Here is a 17,530-nt window from a genome sequence, read left to right as displayed (position 1 = left end):
TGCGAAGCGTGAGTTGCAAAACCGAAGCAGGGGTCGGTTTTTCGGGCATGGCAAGGCTTTACAGCTCGCGCCGCATCGCTCAAACCTTGCCGCGACAGCGATGGCAGGCGGGGAGGCATGGCAATGAGCCAAGGGGCGATCGGACAGGTTCTCGACGCGCTGCCGAGCGCGGTTTTGCTGATCGGGCGCGACGAGCGGATCGCGCAGGGCAATGTCGCGGCCAACCGTCTGTTCGGTACGCAGTTTCTCGGGCGTCCCTATGTGACGGTGCTGCGCCAGCCCGGTTTCGGCGCGGCAGTCAGCGCGGCGCTTCGCGGCGCGCGGCCCGATCCGGTGCGCCTGCGGCTGCATCCCACCGGTCAGGCCGAGACGATCACGCTGGTGCATTTCTCTCCGCTGCCGCCCGCGCCGGAAGGCCCGCTTTCCACGAATTCGGTTCTGGCGAGTTTCGAGGACATCACCGCGCTGGAGACCGCCGAGGCGATGCGGCGCGATTTCGTGGCCAATGTCAGCCATGAGTTGCGCACGCCGCTGACCGCGCTGATGGGCTTCATCGAGACGCTGCGCTCGAGCGCACGCGACGATGCGGCGGCGCGCGATCGGTTCCTGTCTATCATGGAGCGCGAAGCCGCGCGGATGAACCGTCTGGTGGGCGATCTTCTGTCGCTGAGCCGCGTCGAGGGCGAAGAACGGATGCGCCCGACAACCAAGGTCGATCTGGCGCTGGTGCTCAAGGGCGTCACGCAGACGCTTGAACCCGTCGCCGAGGCGGCACAGGTGAAGCTGATCTCCGAGGGCGAGACCGGGGCCTTGCCGGTGCAGGGCGACCCCGATCAGCTGACGCAGGTCTTCTCGAACCTCGTGGAGAACGCGATCAAATATGGCGGGCAGGGCGGCGAGGTGCGGCTGCGCGTCTCCGCGATCGCGCATGAACCGGTGTTGCGCGGCAAAGCCTATCGCGTCGATGTGATCGACCGCGGCGAGGGGATCGACGAGCAGCATCTGCCGCGCATCACCGAGCGCTTCTACCGCGTCGACACCCACCGCTCGCGCGAGAAGGGCGGCACCGGGCTGGGGCTCGCCATCGTCAAGCATATCGTGGCGCGCCACCGTGGCCGGTTCCGCGTCGATAGCAAGAAGGGCGAGGGCAGCTGCTTCACGGTGATCCTGCCCGCGGTCTGAGGGCGCGCCGGGGCGACCCGGTTGCGCCCCGCGAAAAGCGCCGACCTTCTATCACTTCCGCGTCGCGCTCCCTTGAACCGGGAGGCGCAAACCGATAGCTTTAGAGCAACTTCAAATCGGAGGGCGTAATCATGGCGCCCAAGCGTCCCCGGTCGGCGGGCGCGCTCCCGACAGCTGCATCGCCCGCGCGGGCGGTGAAACCGGCTCAGGTCGAGTCCCCCGCGACCAAATCCGCCAAGTCCGGCGAGGGGCTATATGCCGCTCTCGACCTTGGCACCAACAGTTGCCGGATGCTGATTGCCCGTCCACGGGGTTCTCAGTTTCAGGTGGTGGATAGCTTCTCAAAAGCCGTCCAGCTGGGCCAAGGTCTTGAAACCTATGGCCGGTTGTCGCGCAGCTCGATGTCGCGGACCGTTCAGGCATTGCAAATCTGCCGACGCAAGATCGAAACCCACGGGGTCACCCGGATGCGTCTTGTGGCGACCGAGGCCTGCCGCCGGGCCAAGAACGCGCGCGATTTCATCCGCTATGTGCGCCGCGAGACCGGCCTGCCGCTGGAGATCATCCCGCCCGAGGAAGAGGCCCGGCTGGCCGTGATCTCCTGCGCCTCGCTGGTGTCACCCAATTCCGAGCAAGTGCTGGTGGTCGATATCGGCGGCGGCTCGACCGAGCTGGTCTGGATCGACCTCGAGGACGTGCCGCCCGGCGACCGCGCCCGCGCGATCATGCGGCTCTCGCAAGGGTTCAACCAGCCCGACGGGCCGGACCCGGCGGCGCGGGTGGTGGACTGGATTTCGGTGCCGCTGGGGGTCGCGACGCTCAAGGATCAATTCGCCGATGTCGAGGACGATGCCGCGCGCTTTGCGCTGATGAGCTGGTTCTTCGAGGAGAAGCTCGCGGACTTCACGCCCTATGCGGCGGGCAGCCCGCAGGACGGGTTCCAGATCATCGGCACCTCGGGCACCGTCACCACCGTTGCGGCCTGCCACCTCAACCTGAAGCGTTACGACCGCAACCGGGTCGACGGGCTGACGATGACCTCGGGAGAGATCGACGCGGTGATCCGCTCCTTCCTGCAACTCGGCCCCGCCGGGCGGCGCTCGGATCCGCGGATCGGGCGCGACCGGCACACTTTGATTATGTCGGGGGCTGCAATCCTGCAGGCCCTGATGCGGGTCTGGCCCACCGACCAGATGTCCATTGCCGACCGTGGCCTGCGCGAGGGGCTCCTCTATGCGCAAATGGCCGGAGACGGCGTGTTAGAAGAGATGAAATGATGGCGAAGACACCCAGCGGCAAGAACACTTCCGGACGCGGGCAGCGCGACCTGCGCGTGCGCGTGAAGACGGCGAAGGGGCGCAGGCTGTCCTCGACCCTCTGGCTCGAGCGGCAGCTCAACGACCCTTACGTGCAGCGCGCGAAGAAAGAGGGCTATCGCGGACGCGCGGCCTACAAGATCCTCGAACTGGACGACAAGTATCGCTTTCTCGTGCCCGGCGCGCGGGTGGTCGATCTGGGCTGCGCGCCCGGCGGCTGGTGTCAGGTGGCCGTCAAGCGCGTGAACGCCTTGGGCGAGAAATCGGGCAAGAAGGTCGGCACCGTTCTGGGCGTCGACCTGCAGGAGGTCGATCCGATCCCGGGGGCCGAGATCCATGTGCTCGATTTCCTCGAGGAAGGCGCCGACGACAAGGTCAAGGAATGGCTCGGCGGGTCTGCGGATGTGGTGATGTCGGATATGGCGGCCTCGTCCTCGGGGCACCAGAACACCGATCACCTGCGCATCATCACGCTGTGCGAAGCGGCGGCGGAGTTCGCCTTCGACGTGCTCGAAGAGGGCGGCACTTTCGTCGCCAAGGTCCTCGCAGGCGGTGCGGAGCAGGGGCTGATGACGATCCTGAAGAAAAACTTCACCAAGGTCGCCAATGTGAAACCACCGGCTTCGCGCTCGGACAGCTCGGAGAAATTCGTGGTCGCCCAAGGATTTCGCGGGCGGCGGCACGAGGAGGACTGAGCCGCGACTGTCTCACGGCTGAGACAGGTGCCGGGCCGCTCAGCGGGAATTTACGTTGTGTAAGGTCCGAATCGGCCTAACCTGCTTGAGCTTTCATAGGCTGCGCAAGAGAGGGAGGCTTTCGCATGCCGTCACTGCATACGGGCGTTCCGCGCCAACATGCCGATATCGTGCGCGAGGTCGTCTCTTCGCCGAAATCCGCCACGCGGGCGGGGTTCGCTGCGAGCTGGCGCCGCTCGATGATCCATCACCGTATCGACCCCGAAACCGGCGGGCGCAACGAGCGTCTGACCCAGGCCGAGATGCGCGAGAGGCGCGAGCGGGCGGGGCTGATGATGCGGATCGCCTCGCCGGTGCTCGACCGTCTGTCGCGGGCGGCAGGCGATGCGGGCTGCACGGTTCTGCTGTCGGATGCGGGCGGGCTGGTGCTGGACGAGCGGCTGCGCGACGCCGATGTCGATGACTTCCATTCCTCGAATCTCGCGCCCGGCTCGGACTGGTCCGAAGGGGTCGAGGGCACGAACGGCATCGGCACCTGCGTGGCCGAGGCGCGCCCCGTCACCGTCTGGCGAGATCAGCATTTCCGCACCCGCAACACCGTCCTGACCTGCATGGGCTCGCCCATCTTCGGTGCGCAGGGCGATCTGGCGGGGGTGATCGATGTCAGCTCCGCGCGCTCGGACATGACCGAGGGCTATGCCCGGCTCGTCGCGCTGACCGTGCAGGACGCGGCGCACCGGATCGAGGCGGACCTGTTCCGCGCCTCCTATGACGGCGCGCGCATTCTCTCGACCGGCTCGGGCGAGACCGGGGCGCAGGGCGTGATGCTGCTGGCGCTCGACCGCGACGATCTGGTCGTCGGCGCCACCCGCGCCGCGCGGCGGCATCTCGGGATCGAGGCGGGGCAGATCGGCCAGCTTCCGGCGTCGGACCTGCTGGAACACGGCATCCGCAACGGGCTGGAAGAGGCGCAACGCTCCGAAATGGCCCGCGCACTGGCCCGCAACGGCGGCAATGTGTCGGCGGCCGCGCGCGATCTCGGCATCGGGCGGGCGACGTTCTACCGCAAGGCCAAGGCGCTCAATCTCGGCGTCTGAGTGGCAGGTCGACGGGCAGGGTGCTTCGCCCTCAGGGACGCGTTTGCTCTCAATTCAGGGTCGCCCGGATCGCGCGCGCCAGATGCGCCGAGGCGATGACCCCGTCGATCAGCGGAACGCGGGTTCGCTCGAAGAGATCGGCGCGCAGATGCGACATGCCTGCGCATCCCATCGCAACAGCGCGCGCGCCTTCCTTCCCGGCTGCGGCGATCTCCTCGGAGAGGCGCACGCGGACCGGCTCTGATCCCTCTTCGACGGCCAGCACCGGGACGCCACTCGCGCGCACCGCGATGCACGCGCCCGCAAGCCCGTACTGCGCGATGTTCTCCTCAAGGACCGGCACCGACACCTGCAAAGTGGTCACCACCGAGAACGCCCCGAACGCCAGCGCGCCGATCACGTAGGCGGCCTGACCGATCCCGATCACCGGGCAATGGGCGGCGGCGCGCAGCTCGTCGAGCCCGGTATCGTCGAAACAGGCGATCACGATCAGATCGGCGCCAATCCCCTTCGCCTCGGGCAGCAGTTTCTTCAGCCCGATCACGGCATGCGCGCCATCCTCGGGCCCCTCGATGGCCGGTGGCCCCTCCGCATTCGTCCAGCCGACGATCTCGGCGTCAGGTAGTGCTGCCCGCGCGATGCCCACGATCTGATCGGTCATCGACGCCGTCGAATTCGGGTTGATGTAGAGAATGCGCATCTGGGATCAAACGCCTTTCCCGGCATCCGAGCCAAGCCTGGCGCGCCGCCGTGCCATGATCCAGGCGGCGATCAGGAACGCCCCGATGATCAGCAGCGAAAACGCCGTGGTGAGCGTGCCCAGGGCATAGACCACGGGCGTCGTCACATTCGTCGTCATCCCGAAGATCTCGAGCGGAAGCGTGTTGTAGCTGCCCGCCGTCAACAGCGTGCGCGCGAATTCGTCATAGCTCAGCGTGAAGCCAAACAGCGCCACCCCGATCAGCGACGGCGCGATGATCGGCAGGACCACGAAGCGGATCGTCTGCCATGCGCTCGCGCCCTGATCGCGCGCGGCCTCCTCGAAGCTTTTGTCGAACCGGTTGAAGACTGCGAACATGATCAGAAGGCCGAAGGGCAGCGTCCAGGTCAGCTGAGAGCCGAAGCCCGAGGTCGCCCAATGCACCTTCAGACCGAGCTGGTTGAAGATCAGCCCCACGCCCAGCGAGATGAGGATCGAGGGGATCACCAGCGAGGCGATCGTCAGGTAGAACAGAATGCCGGAGCCGGGGAATTTCTTGCGAAATGCGAGGCCCGCCATGACCGAGACGACAACCGTCGTCACCATGACCAACAGGCCGAGCATGAAGGACCGCCGGAACGCGCCCCAGATATCGCCCACGGCCTGCTGCTGGAACAGCTCGTGGAACCAGTTGAGCGAGACGCCCCGCATCGGGAAGGTCAGCCCGCCCTCGGGGCCCTGAAAGCTCAGGATGCCGATGGTGATCGTCGGCCCGTAAAGGAACAGCACGAAAAGCGCGAAGATGACGGTCAGGACATAGAAGCTGCGCGGACGTTTCTCCATGGCTCAGAGCTCCTTGCGGATGTTGACGAAGCGCAGCAGGATCCCGATCACGATCAGCACGGTACACAGCAGCACCACCGCCGTGGCGGCCGCAGACGGGTATTGCAGCAGCGCGATATCGTTGGAGATCAGGCGCCCGACATTGGCCCGCTGGGAGCCGGACATGAACCGCACGGTGATGAAATCACCCATCACCAGCGTCAGCACGAAGATCGTGCCGATCATGATGCCGGGTTTGGTCAGCGGGATGATCACATGAACCAGCGTCTGAAACCCGCTCGCACCGTTGTCGCGCGCCGCCTCGATCAGGTTGCGGTCGATCCGCATCATCGTGTTGAAGATCGGCACCACCATGAACAGCGTGTAGAGATGCACGAAGGCGAGGATCACCGAGAAATCGGAATAGAGCAGCCACTCCAGCGGCTGGTCGATCACGCCCCAGGAGATCAGCGTCTGGTTCGCGATGCCGTTGCGCCCGAGGAACGGGATCCACGAGATCATGCGGATGATGTTCGAGGTCCAGAACGGGATCGTGCAAAGCAGGAACAGCGCGATCTGCATCGTCTGGCTGCGGATGTGAAAGGCGAGGTAATAGGCGACGGTGAAGCCGATCGCGAGTGTCATCGCCCATGTCAGGAAGGCGTATTTGAAGGTCGCGGCGAAGACTTTGTAGGTCACCGGCGAGCCGAACAGGAACTCGTAATTCTCAAGACTGAAGGCGGGGATGATCGAGAACTCGGTCGCCTGCCAGAAGCTGACGATCACGATGGTAATGATCGGCGCGACCAGAAAGCCCAGCAGCACCACCGTCAGGGGCGCCGCCTGCAACCATCCCGTCACTGTCTCGCGGGTCACTTTCATCGCGATCCTGCCCTTCGACTTGGCTCAAATATCCTCGGGGGGTATGGGGGGCGGATAGCCCCCCACCATCGGTCATCACGAGGCGATGAACTCGTTCCACTTGCGAACCATGTACTGGTTCTCGTCCATCACGGCGTTCCAGCACGCGACATGGCCCATTCGGTCGTAGAAGGAGCCGCCGTCGCGGGTCTCGCCGGCTTCGGCCAGCTTGTCGCCGGTCGGGCTGGTGATGACATCGGTCGCGGGCTTGCCTTCGAACCAGTAGCCCCATTCGTTGTCCGACATGAAGTCCTTCGAGGTTTCCGGCACGGCCGAGTAATAGCCCTGACGCATCAGGTAGCCGCCGACCCAGCCCGAGAGATACCAGTTGATGTATTCATAGGCCGCATCGAGCTCCATGCCCGAGAGCGACTTCGACAGGCCGAGACCGCCACCCCAGCTGCGATAGCCCTCTTTCAGAGGCTGGTAGACGCAGTCGATTCCGCGCGATTTCACCGCGGTGATCGCGGGCGACCACATCGACTGGATCACCACCTCGCCCGAGGCCATCAGGTTCACGCTCTCGTCGAAGGTCTTCCAGAAGGCGCGGAACTGGCCGTTCTTCTTCGCTTCGGTGAAGATCGCCATGGTCTTGTCGATCTCTTCGCGGGTCATGTTGCCCTTGTCGCCATACTGGATTTCGCCCATCGCCTCGCAGACCATGGCCATGTCCATGATGCCGATCGAGGAGATGTCGAGGATCGAAGCCTTGCCCTTGAACTCGGGGTTCAGGAGTTCGGTCCAGCTCTCGATCGGGCGGCCGATCAGGTCGGGACGGATGCCCAGCGTGTCGGCGTTGTAGATGGTCGGGATCAGCGTCATCCAACCGGTTTCCTGATCGGCGAAGGTGGTGCCGCCGGGGCCCTCGACGAAGCCCACGGTCGAGGGCGCGGTGCCTTGGGCGATCACGCTCTCGGGCGTCAGCTTGCCGGATTTGAAGATGCCGACGATCTTGTCGTAATTCTTGATCTTCGAGGTATCCATCGCCTGCAGGTTGCCGGTCGGCCAGACCTTCTTGCAGATCCAGTATTCGATATCGGCGATGTCGAAGCTGTCGGGCTGGGTTGCCGCGCGCTGGGTCACCGCGTCGGAATCGAGCGCGGTCATCTCGAGCGTGAAGCCAAGGTCTTCCTTCACCTTGTTGGCCACGTCATTGAGGTTCGACACGCCCGTGCCGAACTGGCGCAGCGTGATGTTCTTGATTTCCTGCGCCCAGATCATCGGCGCCGGGAAGGCGGAGGCGCCAAGCGCGGCCGCCCCGGTTTTGAGAATCGAGCGGCGGGTATAACCGGTTTTCGACATTGTCACTTATCCCTCTGTTGGAGTGTCGATTTCAGGCACGGAGGCGGTGCAGCCGCCCCTCATCCCAAGCAAGACGCACTTGCTCGCCCGGGTTTATGTCGTTTGAATAGAAGGCCTCGTCGCTCATCAGTGCGATGATCGGCTCCTGGCCCTCGGCCTGGGCCGTCACCGCGACGCGGTCGCCCTGATATTCGATCGCGCTGACCGTCGCGGGCATCCCCTCGGCGCCAAGGCGCACCGCATCCGAGCGGATCGCATGGAGCTTCCCGTCGAGCGTGACCACGTTGTGGCCGCCCATGAAGCGCGCCACGAATTCGGTCCGGGGCGTGTTGAACACCTCGCGCGCGGGTCCGGCCTGTTCGATGACGGCATTGTTCATGACCACGACCTCGTCGGCGAGCGCGAGCGCCTCATCCTGCCCGTGGGTGACATGAAGGAAAGTGATGCCGAGCTCGCGCTGCAGCCGCTTGAGCTCGGCACGCATCCGCACCCGCAGGAAGGGGTCGAGCGCGGAAAGGGGTTCGTCGAGAAGCAGAACTTCCGGTTCGGTGACCAGCGCACGCGCCAGCGCGACGCGTTGCTGCTGCCCGCCGGAAAGCTGCGTGGGAAGACGCTCGGAGAGATGCGCCATATCGACGAGTTCGAGAAGCTCCATCGCCTTGGCATGGCGCGCGGTCTTGTCGACGCCCTTCATCCGCAGCGAGAACGCGACATTGTCCTTGACCGAAAGGTGCGGAAAGAGCGCGTAGTTCTGGAACATCATCGCAGTGCCGCGCTTGGCCGGGGGCAGGGCGGAGATATCAACGCCGTTCAGGCGGATCGCGCCTTCGCTCACGCTTTCATGGCCCGCGATCATCCGCAGGGTCGAGCTTTTGCCGCAGCCCGAGGGGCCGAGCAGGCAGACATAGCTGCCCGGCGCGAAGACATGATTGATCGCGTCCACCGCGACCGTGTCGCCGTAGCGCTTCGTCAGGTTCACCAGCTCGAGATCATGTGCCGTTCGCATCGCATCGCTTCCCTTTGATCTGGGTTCAGCCTTCGGTGCGAACCGGACAGCTCGCCATCATTTTCCGAACTCACGGTGCCGTGAATCCGACCTTGCCTCGAATTTGAGCAGAAAAATTTTCTGCATGCGCAAAATTACGACACAACATTGTATACAATCCGAATCGAAGTGATCCAGCTTGTCCTCCGCGGATCGCCCGGGGCATCGTGTGAACGAAAGGAACTCAAGATGAACGACCCGCTCCCCGCCGCCCCGATGCCCGATACGATCGCCAATGATCTGGCGCTCGCGATTCACGAGCATCGGCTGATGCCGGGCACAAAGCTGTCGGAAGAGGAGCTGGGGGAGATATACGGTGTCTCGCGGACCATCATCCGCGCCGCGCTGCAGCGGCTGGCCCATGACCGGCTGGTGGAACTCAAGCGCAACCGCGGGGCCTATGTCGCGCAGCCCACGGTGCGCGAGGCGCGCGAGGTGTTCGAGGCGCGCGCTCTGCTCGAGCCGCGCACCGCGCGCTCGGCGGCCGAGCGGATCACCGAGGACGACCTCGCGGCGCTTCAACGTCACATCGACGAAGAGCACGCGGCGATCGACGATGGCGAGGCGGGCCGGGCGCTCTTTCTCTCGGGGCAGTTCCACCTCGAGATCGCACGGATTGCCGATCAGGCCACGATCACCGATTTCATCACCCAGCTGGTCGCGCGGTCTTCGCTGATCATCGCGCTTTATTGGCACCGGCGCGGGGCCCTGTGCGAAAGCCATGCCCACCATGCCTTGATGCGCGCCTTCGCGGAACGCGATTCCGATTTGGCGGAGGAGCTGATGAAAAATCACCTTCTCGACCTCCTCAGCTCTCTCGACTTGCGAAACCGCACCTCCGCTCCTGCCAGCCTGCGCGAGGCCTTGGGGGCATGATCCTGCGTCATGCCGATCTGTCAGAGTTGGAGACGGTTCTCGACTGGGCCGCCGCCGAGGGCTGGAACCCCGGCCTCGCGGATGCCGAGGCTTTCTACGCAGCCGATCCCCAAGGGGTCTTCGTCGCGGAGGTGGATGGTGCGCCTGTGGCCGCGATTTCTGTGGTCATTCATGATGCGAATAATGCGTTTCTGGGTCTCTATATCTGCAAACCCGAGGTCCGGGGGCAGGGCATCGGGTTCGCCCTGTGGCAACATGCGCTGCGCCATGCGGGAGATCGCAGCGTCGGCCTCGATGGCGTGGCCGCGCAGCAGGACAATTACGCGCGTTCCGGGTTCCGACGTCAGGGCGCGAGCTTGCGGCTCACGGGCATGCTTTCGCGCGAAGACGACACAGGCGTCGTGCTGGCCGAGCCCTCTGACCTGGAGCACCTCATTGCGCTTGATGCGCAGGCATCTGGCGTGCGGCGAGACGCTTTCCTGAGCTGCTGGCTCGCCCCCGGCCCATCTCGCCAGACGGTCTGGCTCAGCGATGGCACAGGCTTCGCGACCGTGCGGCAATGTCGCGAGGGGCTCAAGATCGGGCCGATCATTGCCGTGCGGAGTGACGATGCAATGCGGCTGGCACGCGCCGCGGCGCACCGTTTTCCAGTAGCGCCCGTCTCAATCGATCTGCCTGAGAACAACGCGGCACTCAGGGCCCGTCTGTCGGACTGCGGCTTCACCCCGGCTTTCGAGACGGCGCGCATGTATCGCGGCACCGCTCCGAAGACGACGGCATCCTTGCAGGCCATCGCAACGATGGAGCTTGGTTGAGCGCGCATCGACGTAAGTCAGACGCGGGGCGTTTGGCCGCCTGTTCTGTCATAGATGCGCGCGGTTCGCTTAACGTCGCGCGCCGCGGTACGCGACCCGCTACGCTGCAGATTGTGCCGAAAGGGGCCAATGCAACCCGACCGAGCGCCGCGATGACGTTTCAATTGTTCGTGTATCCGAAGCGACCGGCATGCTTGCGAGGCGCAGCGCATCCGACCTTCCGCCATCCGCGACGTCGCGAAGTCGGGCCAAGAAACATTGAGATTTCGCACCCTGTCTCCTGCGTTTCCAAGCGCGCCCTGATGAATTTTCCGAGGGCTCCCTGCGTCGCGATCAACACATGCCAGCGCGTTTAACCGATGCTTAACTCAAGTGTCGTTGAAGCAAGGGGAGAAGCACAGTATCGCTGAGGCTATCCAGAGAAAAAGAAGACCGGACTTCCGCGAAGCAGGCATTTTTCCGCGAAAGGGATCTTGATGACGATGGGACGTATTCTGGCGGCGACGGCTTTGACCTCGCTTGCCGTCACACAGGTGCATGCACAGGATCTCACTCAGCGGATCGCGCTCGCGGGTCGCACGACGGTCTCCTACGGTCTCGCGCAGGCTCCCGCCGCTGCGCCCGGTTCGCCTGATACCACTTCGGGAAATACTGCGGCAAATACCGCGGCAAGCACGACATCCGTGACTGGCTCCAACAGCATGCTCTTGCTCCTTGGCCTCGGTGTGGTGGGGCTGGCCGCCGCTGCGGGGGGAGGAGGAGGAGGCGGGTCCTCGAGCTCATCCGGCTCCTCGAGCAACACCCAGCCGCCGCCCTCGGGCAACGCGCCGTATACCGGCACTGGCGGCAGCGTCAGCAGTTTTGAGACTGACGAGTATTATGCAAGCGGCGGCCTTGCGCAGACCGAGGCAGCCTATCGCTACGCCGAGGGGGCCTATGGGCTGGGAACGCTCGTGTCGATCTACGATTCCGGCGCGGATGTGACCCATCCCGATCTCGCTGGCAACATCGATGGCGCGCTCTCCTACAGCTATTTCGACAACACCTCTGACGTCACCGACACCGACGGGCACGGCACGCATGTGGCCGGGATCGTTGCCGGTGTGCAGAACGGGCAGGGGATCGAGGGGATCGCCTGGGGGTCCAAGCTGATGATCCTGCAAGGCGTCGGAGGCTCGGTGCCTGCGGGCAGCTACGCCGATGCGGTCACGCGCTCGGTCAATGCCGGTGCGGTCTCGATGAACAACAGCTGGGCCTATGTCGACGGCAATAACAAGACACTCACGATCGACCAGTTTTCGAGCGCCGACCAGATCCGCCAACAGCTTGGGTCGGCCACCATCGACTCGCTCGACGCGGCGGCAAAGGCGGGCATGGTCAGCGTGTTCGCCGCGGGCAATGACGGTGGAGCCAATCCGAGCCTGATGGCGGGTCTGCCGGAGTATTTTCCGGAAATGGAAGGCTCGATCCTTGGCGTCGTCGCTGTCGACAGCAACCACCAGATCGCCAGTTTTTCCAACCGCTGTGGCGAGGCGATGAATTACTGCCTCGCCGCGCCGGGCGTGGATATCCTCTCGACCTACCCGAGCGATCTTGGAAGCGATTACGCCTATATGAGCGGGACCTCGATGGCGACGCCTTATGTCACCGGCGCGGTTGCGGTGCTCAAGAGCGAGTTCCCCGAGCTCACCGGTCAGCAGATCGTGCAGATCCTCGAAAACAGCGCAACCGATCTCGGTGCGGTGGGGATCGACCCGATCTATGGCTGGGGCGCGCTCAATCTGCGACAGGCTCAGGCACCGGCCGGAACGCTGAAAGTCGAGACGACAAGCTCGCTCGACGGCCCGTCCGTGCCGGCCACCCAGAGCACGATCAGCGCAACCCGCGGCGTCGCAGGCGCCCTGCGCGCGACACTCTCCAGTCAGCGGATGATCGTCACGGATGCCTATGATCGCGGCTATCACGTGGCGGCGAGCAGCTTCGTGGCCGACTATGCCGATGCCCGCGCCGCGCAGGCCTCCACCGAGATTTTCGCGATGGGGCCGACCGCTCCGGTCAATTTCAGCGCGGGCACCGGTACCCTGTCGCTGTCGCATGGCGACAGCTCCGCGATTGCCGGAACGAAATGGGTCGACAGTGCCGCGATGGCCGCGCCTTATTTGAAATCTTTCGACACCGACTCCGCGCTTCACTACGAAATCGGTCTCGGCGATGGCATATCGGCCTCGATTTCGCAGGCAGGCGGCGGCGCGGGCGATGTTAGCTCTCAATATATCGCCGGCTCGCTCAACGCCCGGTTCGGCGCCAGCACGCTTTCCATGACCGTCGGCAATCTGCACGAAGACGGCGGTTTCCTGGGCACCTCGGTGGGGGGCGCGTTCGGCGGCGGCCTTTCGAGCAATACCCATTTCGTACAGCTCGGGATGAATGTCGCTCTCGGAGACGGGGCAACTCTCGAGCTTACGGCCGCGAATGGCAGTTCGAGCTTCTCCGGGAACGGCTTGCTCCAATCCGGGAGCGGGCTGCGGTCGAATGCCTATGCCATTGGCCTGAGCAAGACCGGGTTTCTGACCGGGGACGACCGCCTCTCTGTCGGGGTTTCGACGCCGATCGCGCTCGCCTCGGGGAAATTGACGATGAGCGTTCCGACCGCTGTCGGCGCAGCCATCGGAAATACGCGCTCCGAAAAGGTCGTGATGACGACAGCCTCGGTGAATATCGAAAGCGTGGCGCCTCAGCCCGACCTGCAGATCGGCTATTCGCGCAAGGCCGGGATCGGGCGGCTCGGTGCGGGGCTCGTCTACGAGCCGGGACAGAGTTCGGCGATGGGGGTTTCGCTGGGATGGACGGCGCGTTTCTGATCCGGCTTGGGCTGTCCTGAACGACTTGCCGTCGTGATATCCACGTGTCTCAGGACTTCGCTTCCTGACGCGCGCGCGACACACGCCGTCTTCGATAGTCTCAGCGCCCCGGCAAATTCTCAATGCTGCGGCTGCACCTGTCTCAGGCGCGAGACAGATGATGCATTCCACCAGCGCAGAGCGGCTATGCGCAGGGCGCGCGGTTGGGCAGTCTGATCTCCATGGCGCGCAGCCCTGTCGGTTGCGCTCAAATCTGGGAGGAAGACCAATGGCCAACGACATGACGCCCGAGTTCAAAGGCGTTTCGGTGTCGCCGTTCCGCGACCGTTATGACAATTTCATCGGCGGCAAGTTCGTGCCCCCGAAAAACGGCAAGTATTTCGACAACATCACGCCGATCACCGGCGGCAAGGTCTGTGAAGTCGCGCATTCCTCCGCAGAGGATATCGAAGCCGCGCTCGATGCAGCCCATGCTGCGAAAGACGCATGGGGCAAGACCTCGGCTGCCGAGCGCTCGAACGTGCTTCTCAAGATCGCCGACCGGATCGAGGAAAATCTCGACCTGATCGCCGCCGCCGAGACCTGGGACAACGGCAAGCCGATCCGTGAGACCACGGCGGCCGACATTCCGCTCGCCGTCGACCATTTCCGCTATTTCGCGGGCGTTCTGCGCAGCCAGGAAGGCACGATGTCGGAGATCGACAACGACACCGTCGCCTATCACTTCCACGAGCCGCTGGGCGTCGTGGGTCAGATCATCCCGTGGAACTTCTCGGTGCTGATGGCGGCATGGAAACTGGCGCCGGCTCTGGCGGCGGGCAACTGCATTGTGCTGAAACCGGCCGAGCAGACCCCGGCGGCGATCCTCGTCGTGATGGAAGTCATCGCCGACCTGCTGCCCGATGGTGTCCTGAACATCGTCAACGGCTATGGCGCGGAAGTCGGCGCGGCGCTCGCGAGCTCCTCGCGTATCGCCAAGATCGCCTTCACCGGCTCCACCGCGACGGGCCGCAAGATCATGCAGGCCGCGACCGAGAACCTGATCCCGGTCACGCTCGAGCTGGGTGGCAAATCGCCCAACATCTTCTTCTCGGACGTGATGGCCGAGGATGACGCCTTCCTCGACAAGGCGATCGAGGGCTTCGTGCTCTTCGCCTTCAATCAGGGCGAGGTCTGCACCTGCCCGAGCCGTGCGCTCATTCAGGAAGACATCTACGAGAAGTTCATGGAGCGCTGCATCGCCCGCGTCGAAGCCATCAAGCAGGGCGATCCCCGCGCGATGGAGACGATGGTCGGTGCGCAGGCCAGCCAGGAGCAGCATGACAAGATCATGTCCTACCTGAGCATCGGTCGCGAAGAAGGGGCCGAGGTGCTGACCGGCGGTGACGCCGCGCGCTTCAACGGCGATCTGGCGAACGGCTTCTACATCCAGCCGACGATCCTGAAGGGCCACAACAAGATGCGTGTCTTCCAGGAGGAAATCTTCGGCCCGGTGGTGTCGGTCACGACCTTCAAGGACGAGGCCGAGGCGCTCGAGATCGCCAATGACACGATGTACGGCCTTGGCGCCGGTGTCTGGACCCGTGACGGCTCGCGTGCCTATCGCTTCGGGCGCGGGATCGAGGCAGGTCGCGTCTGGGTCAACAACTACCACGCCTATCCGGCCCATGCGGCCTTTGGCGGGTACAAGCAATCGGGCATCGGTCGCGAGACCCACAAGATGATGCTCGATCACTACCAGCAGACCAAGAACATGCTGGTCAGCTACAACCCGAACAAGCTCGGGTTCTTCTGATAGGGTTTACCTCCCCAAACCCCGGGCCGCGTCTGCAAAGGCGCGGCCCTTTTTCGTGTCGCTGGGTCGGAAAAGATCGGGCAGGTGGCCTGTCCCGGCGCGGGTCAGCTCGCGCGGCGGAAGGCGTTCGGAGTGCTGCCGGTGCCGGCCTGGAAGGCGCGGGAGAAATAGCCCGGGCTGCGATAGCCCAAGAGCTGCGCGATATCCTTGATCGGGACGGGTGTGTCGCGCAGCAGGCGACGCGCTTCATACAGACGCCGTTCCTGCATCAGCTCCAGCGCGGATTTCCCGCAGGCATCGCGGCAGGCGCGCGACAGATGCGTGGGTGTGACGCCCAGTTCGCGCGCGATATCCGCGACTGGCGTTCCCGCGCGATACTCGCGCTCGACCAGAACGGCGTAGCGCGTGACCAGACGGCGCGCAGCACTCGGGCGGATCGCCTCGTTCGCGTTGCTCGCGATCTGTCGCTCGAGCCAGACGCTCAAGAGGCCCAGATGGCTGCGCAGCGCGCGGTCGGCAGCAGGGCGCGTGCTTTCGCTTTCGCGCTGGATCGCCTCCAAGATCGAGCCGATCTCGCCCTGCGCGATCGCTTCGCGGATGCGCAGGTGATGGGCGGCAGGCGGCAGAGTGATGTCGGTGTCGCGGCCGAAGAACAGGGCCTGACCGTGTGTCTGGTTGGAAATCTCGAAGCCGTGCATCACGCCCGGCGGGATGAAGATCGCGTTATTGGGGCCGTAGCCGCGGGTCACACCGCCCAGCGTGATCCGGCCTTGCCCGCGCGAGAACCACAGCAGGCAGGGCTCGGAATGGGCGCGCATCGCCTCGACCCGCCAGCGCCCGCCCTTGGCGAGATGGGCAATCTGCACCAGCCGCGGCTCACTCGGAGGGCTCGGCAGGTCGGTCGCGGTCTGCGCCGGGCCGGGCGAGCCACTCGCGCCGGGCTTCACGGTTTTGGCCTGCGAGAGCTGGGAGAGGGGCGGTGTCGAAAAGAGCTTCACGATGCTTTGATCCTACGCGATTTCGGCGGGAGGATAGCCCGCAACTCTCGCGTGAACCAAGGAATTTTCCACAGAAGCCCCGGCGCCCAGTTGCCGCAGGGTCACAGTCTACGTGATCTTGTGCCACGCCTTCATGCGGCCACGAAACCAGGTGCGTTGCCGCTTGGCATATTGGCGACTTGCCGCTTGTGCGCGCTCTCGCGCCTCGCTCAGATCGAGTTCGCCATGCAGATGCGCGATCAGTTCCGGTGCCCCGATCGCCTTCGCCCAGAGCGCGTTCGGGTCCCAGATCGGCTCCACCGCGCGGACCTCGTCGAGTGCGCCCTGTTCGAGCATCAGATCGAAGCGACGGTCGATGCGGTCCGCCAGCCAGTCGCGATCCGGATCGAGGTGAAGCGGCGCCACGGTGTCGAGCGGCAGAAGCGGCGGCGGGGTGCGGGCCTGCCACGCGGCGAGCCCCTCACCGGTAGCGCGCAGCACCTCCCACGCGCGCTGCACCCGCATCGGGTTCTGCGCGTCGATCTTCGCGCGGGTCGCGTCGTCCAGCTCGTCCAGCATCCCGACATGGCCTTCCGAGAGGCGTCGCTGATCGGCCTCGGCGCGGATTTCCGGTGGCGTTTCAGGGATTTCCGCCAGGCCTTGCGTCAGGGCGGTGAAATAGAGCCCGGTGCCGCCCACGATGATCGGGCGCGGCCCGCCTGCGTGAAAGGCCTCCAGATACGGGGTGACGTCGCGCAGCCAATGGCCGACGGAATAATCGGCGCCGGGATCGAGATGACCGTAGAGCGCATGCGGCGCGCGGGCTTCTTCCTCGGGCGAGGGGCGCGCGCTCAGCACTCGCCAGCAAGACCAGACCTGCAGCGCGTCGGCATTGATCACCACGCCGCCCTCGGCCTCGGCGATCGACAGCGCCAGCGCCGATTTTCCGCTCGCCGTCGCTCCCGCGATCAGCACGGGCGTTCGCGGCGATATTTCGGGCAGGGCAGGCGGCATCGGCGGCTCTTGCAGGCTTTCTGGTGGGCTCGGGGCTCTACGCTTTCGCAAGAGGTTGAACCCCGGCTCTATTTGGATCATTTTGCGCGCCAATGACAACAGCCCATCGGAG

15 protein-coding genes are annotated in these 17,530 nt (G+C 64.7%); 8 read left to right on the top strand and 7 right to left on the bottom strand.

Going from position 1 to position 17,530, the window contains the following annotated elements; genetic code table 11:
- The first annotated feature begins 123 nt into the window (after positions 1 to 123).
- The 4 genes from BMI91_RS13950 (at position 124) to BMI91_RS13935 (ending at position 4,290) form a co-directional block, all read left to right on the top strand.
- Complete coding sequence (locus tag BMI91_RS13950) at positions 124 to 1,182, top strand: sensor histidine kinase (RefSeq protein ID WP_078605483.1); 1,059 nt, start codon at positions 124 to 126, stop codon at positions 1,180 to 1,182.
- A gap of 131 nt (positions 1,183 to 1,313) precedes the next feature.
- Positions 1,314 to 2,459, top strand: coding sequence for a Ppx/GppA phosphatase family protein (locus BMI91_RS13945; RefSeq protein ID WP_078520771.1), 1,146 nt, complete (start codon positions 1,314 to 1,316; stop codon positions 2,457 to 2,459).
- On the top strand, positions 2,459 to 3,193 hold the full coding sequence (locus BMI91_RS13940) for an RlmE family RNA methyltransferase (protein ID WP_078520770.1): 735 nt from the start codon (positions 2,459 to 2,461) through the stop codon (positions 3,191 to 3,193). Before BMI91_RS13945 ends, BMI91_RS13940 begins: the two co-directional genes overlap by 1 nt.
- Positions 3,194 to 3,318: 125 nt before the next feature.
- Positions 3,319 to 4,290 carry a GAF domain-containing protein gene (locus tag BMI91_RS13935; RefSeq protein WP_078520769.1) on the top strand — a complete coding sequence of 324 codons (972 nt, stop codon included), beginning with the start codon at positions 3,319 to 3,321 and terminating at the stop codon, positions 4,288 to 4,290.
- A gap of 49 nt (positions 4,291 to 4,339) precedes the next feature.
- Here the strand turns inward: BMI91_RS13935 and BMI91_RS13930 are convergent, their stop codons facing one another.
- From BMI91_RS13930 to BMI91_RS13910, 5 genes are all read right to left on the bottom strand, one after another.
- Positions 4,340 to 4,990 carry an aspartate/glutamate racemase family protein gene (locus tag BMI91_RS13930; RefSeq protein WP_078605481.1) on the bottom strand — a complete coding sequence of 217 codons (651 nt, stop codon included), beginning with the start codon at positions 4,988 to 4,990 and terminating at the stop codon, positions 4,340 to 4,342.
- Between the two features lie 6 nt (positions 4,991 to 4,996).
- A complete protein-coding gene (locus BMI91_RS13925; protein WP_078520767.1) occupies positions 4,997 to 5,833 on the bottom strand; it encodes an ABC transporter permease in 837 nt (278 codons plus the stop codon).
- Positions 5,834 to 5,836: 3 nt separating this feature from the next.
- Positions 5,837 to 6,694, bottom strand: a complete 858-nt coding sequence (locus BMI91_RS13920) for an ABC transporter permease (RefSeq protein ID WP_078601352.1) — start codon at positions 6,692 to 6,694, stop codon at positions 5,837 to 5,839.
- Between the two features lie 75 nt (positions 6,695 to 6,769).
- Positions 6,770 to 8,035 carry an ABC transporter substrate-binding protein gene (locus BMI91_RS13915; protein WP_078605479.1) on the bottom strand — a complete coding sequence of 422 codons (1,266 nt, stop codon included), beginning with the start codon at positions 8,033 to 8,035 and terminating at the stop codon, positions 6,770 to 6,772.
- A 31-nt stretch (positions 8,036 to 8,066) separates the two neighbouring features.
- Positions 8,067 to 9,041 carry an ABC transporter ATP-binding protein gene (locus BMI91_RS13910; RefSeq protein ID WP_078571021.1) on the bottom strand — a complete coding sequence of 325 codons (975 nt, stop codon included), beginning with the start codon at positions 9,039 to 9,041 and terminating at the stop codon, positions 8,067 to 8,069.
- A 228-nt stretch (positions 9,042 to 9,269) separates the two neighbouring features.
- On the opposite strand from BMI91_RS13910, the gene BMI91_RS13905 reads away from it, so the two are divergent.
- From BMI91_RS13905 to adh, 4 genes are all read left to right on the top strand, one after another.
- On the top strand, positions 9,270 to 9,956 hold the full coding sequence (locus BMI91_RS13905; protein ID WP_078605477.1) for a GntR family transcriptional regulator: 687 nt from the start codon (positions 9,270 to 9,272) through the stop codon (positions 9,954 to 9,956).
- Complete coding sequence (locus BMI91_RS13900; protein WP_078605475.1) at positions 9,953 to 10,771, top strand: GNAT family N-acetyltransferase; 819 nt, start codon at positions 9,953 to 9,955, stop codon at positions 10,769 to 10,771. Before BMI91_RS13905 ends, BMI91_RS13900 begins: the two co-directional genes overlap by 4 nt.
- A gap of 482 nt (positions 10,772 to 11,253) precedes the next feature.
- Positions 11,254 to 13,632: a S8 family peptidase gene (locus BMI91_RS13895; RefSeq protein WP_158522165.1), complete on the top strand. Its 2,379-nt coding sequence runs from the start codon at positions 11,254 to 11,256 to the stop codon at positions 13,630 to 13,632.
- Positions 13,633 to 13,900: 268 nt separating this feature from the next.
- The gene (gene adh / locus BMI91_RS13890) at positions 13,901 to 15,427 is read left to right on the top strand and encodes an aldehyde dehydrogenase (RefSeq protein WP_078605471.1); all 1,527 of its coding nucleotides are present in this window, start codon (positions 13,901 to 13,903) and stop codon (positions 15,425 to 15,427) included.
- A gap of 104 nt (positions 15,428 to 15,531) precedes the next feature.
- On the opposite strand, the gene BMI91_RS13885 is transcribed toward adh, so the two are convergent.
- Positions 15,532 to 16,425, bottom strand: a complete 894-nt coding sequence (locus BMI91_RS13885; RefSeq protein WP_078571025.1) for an AraC family transcriptional regulator — start codon at positions 16,423 to 16,425, stop codon at positions 15,532 to 15,534.
- Positions 16,426 to 16,533: 108 nt separating this feature from the next.
- Positions 16,534 to 17,418, bottom strand: a complete 885-nt coding sequence (gene miaA, locus BMI91_RS13880) for a tRNA (adenosine(37)-N6)-dimethylallyltransferase MiaA (protein ID WP_244176643.1) — start codon at positions 17,416 to 17,418, stop codon at positions 16,534 to 16,536.
- Between the last annotated feature and the right edge of the window lie 112 nt (positions 17,419 to 17,530).

Origin of the sequence: Thioclava sediminum, from assembly GCF_002020355.1 — a bacterium.
Classification (GTDB): domain Bacteria; phylum Pseudomonadota; class Alphaproteobacteria; order Rhodobacterales; family Rhodobacteraceae; genus Thioclava; species Thioclava sediminum.
The sequence above is the reverse complement of the archived record's forward strand: the minus strand, read 5'-3'. Positions and strand labels throughout refer to the sequence as shown.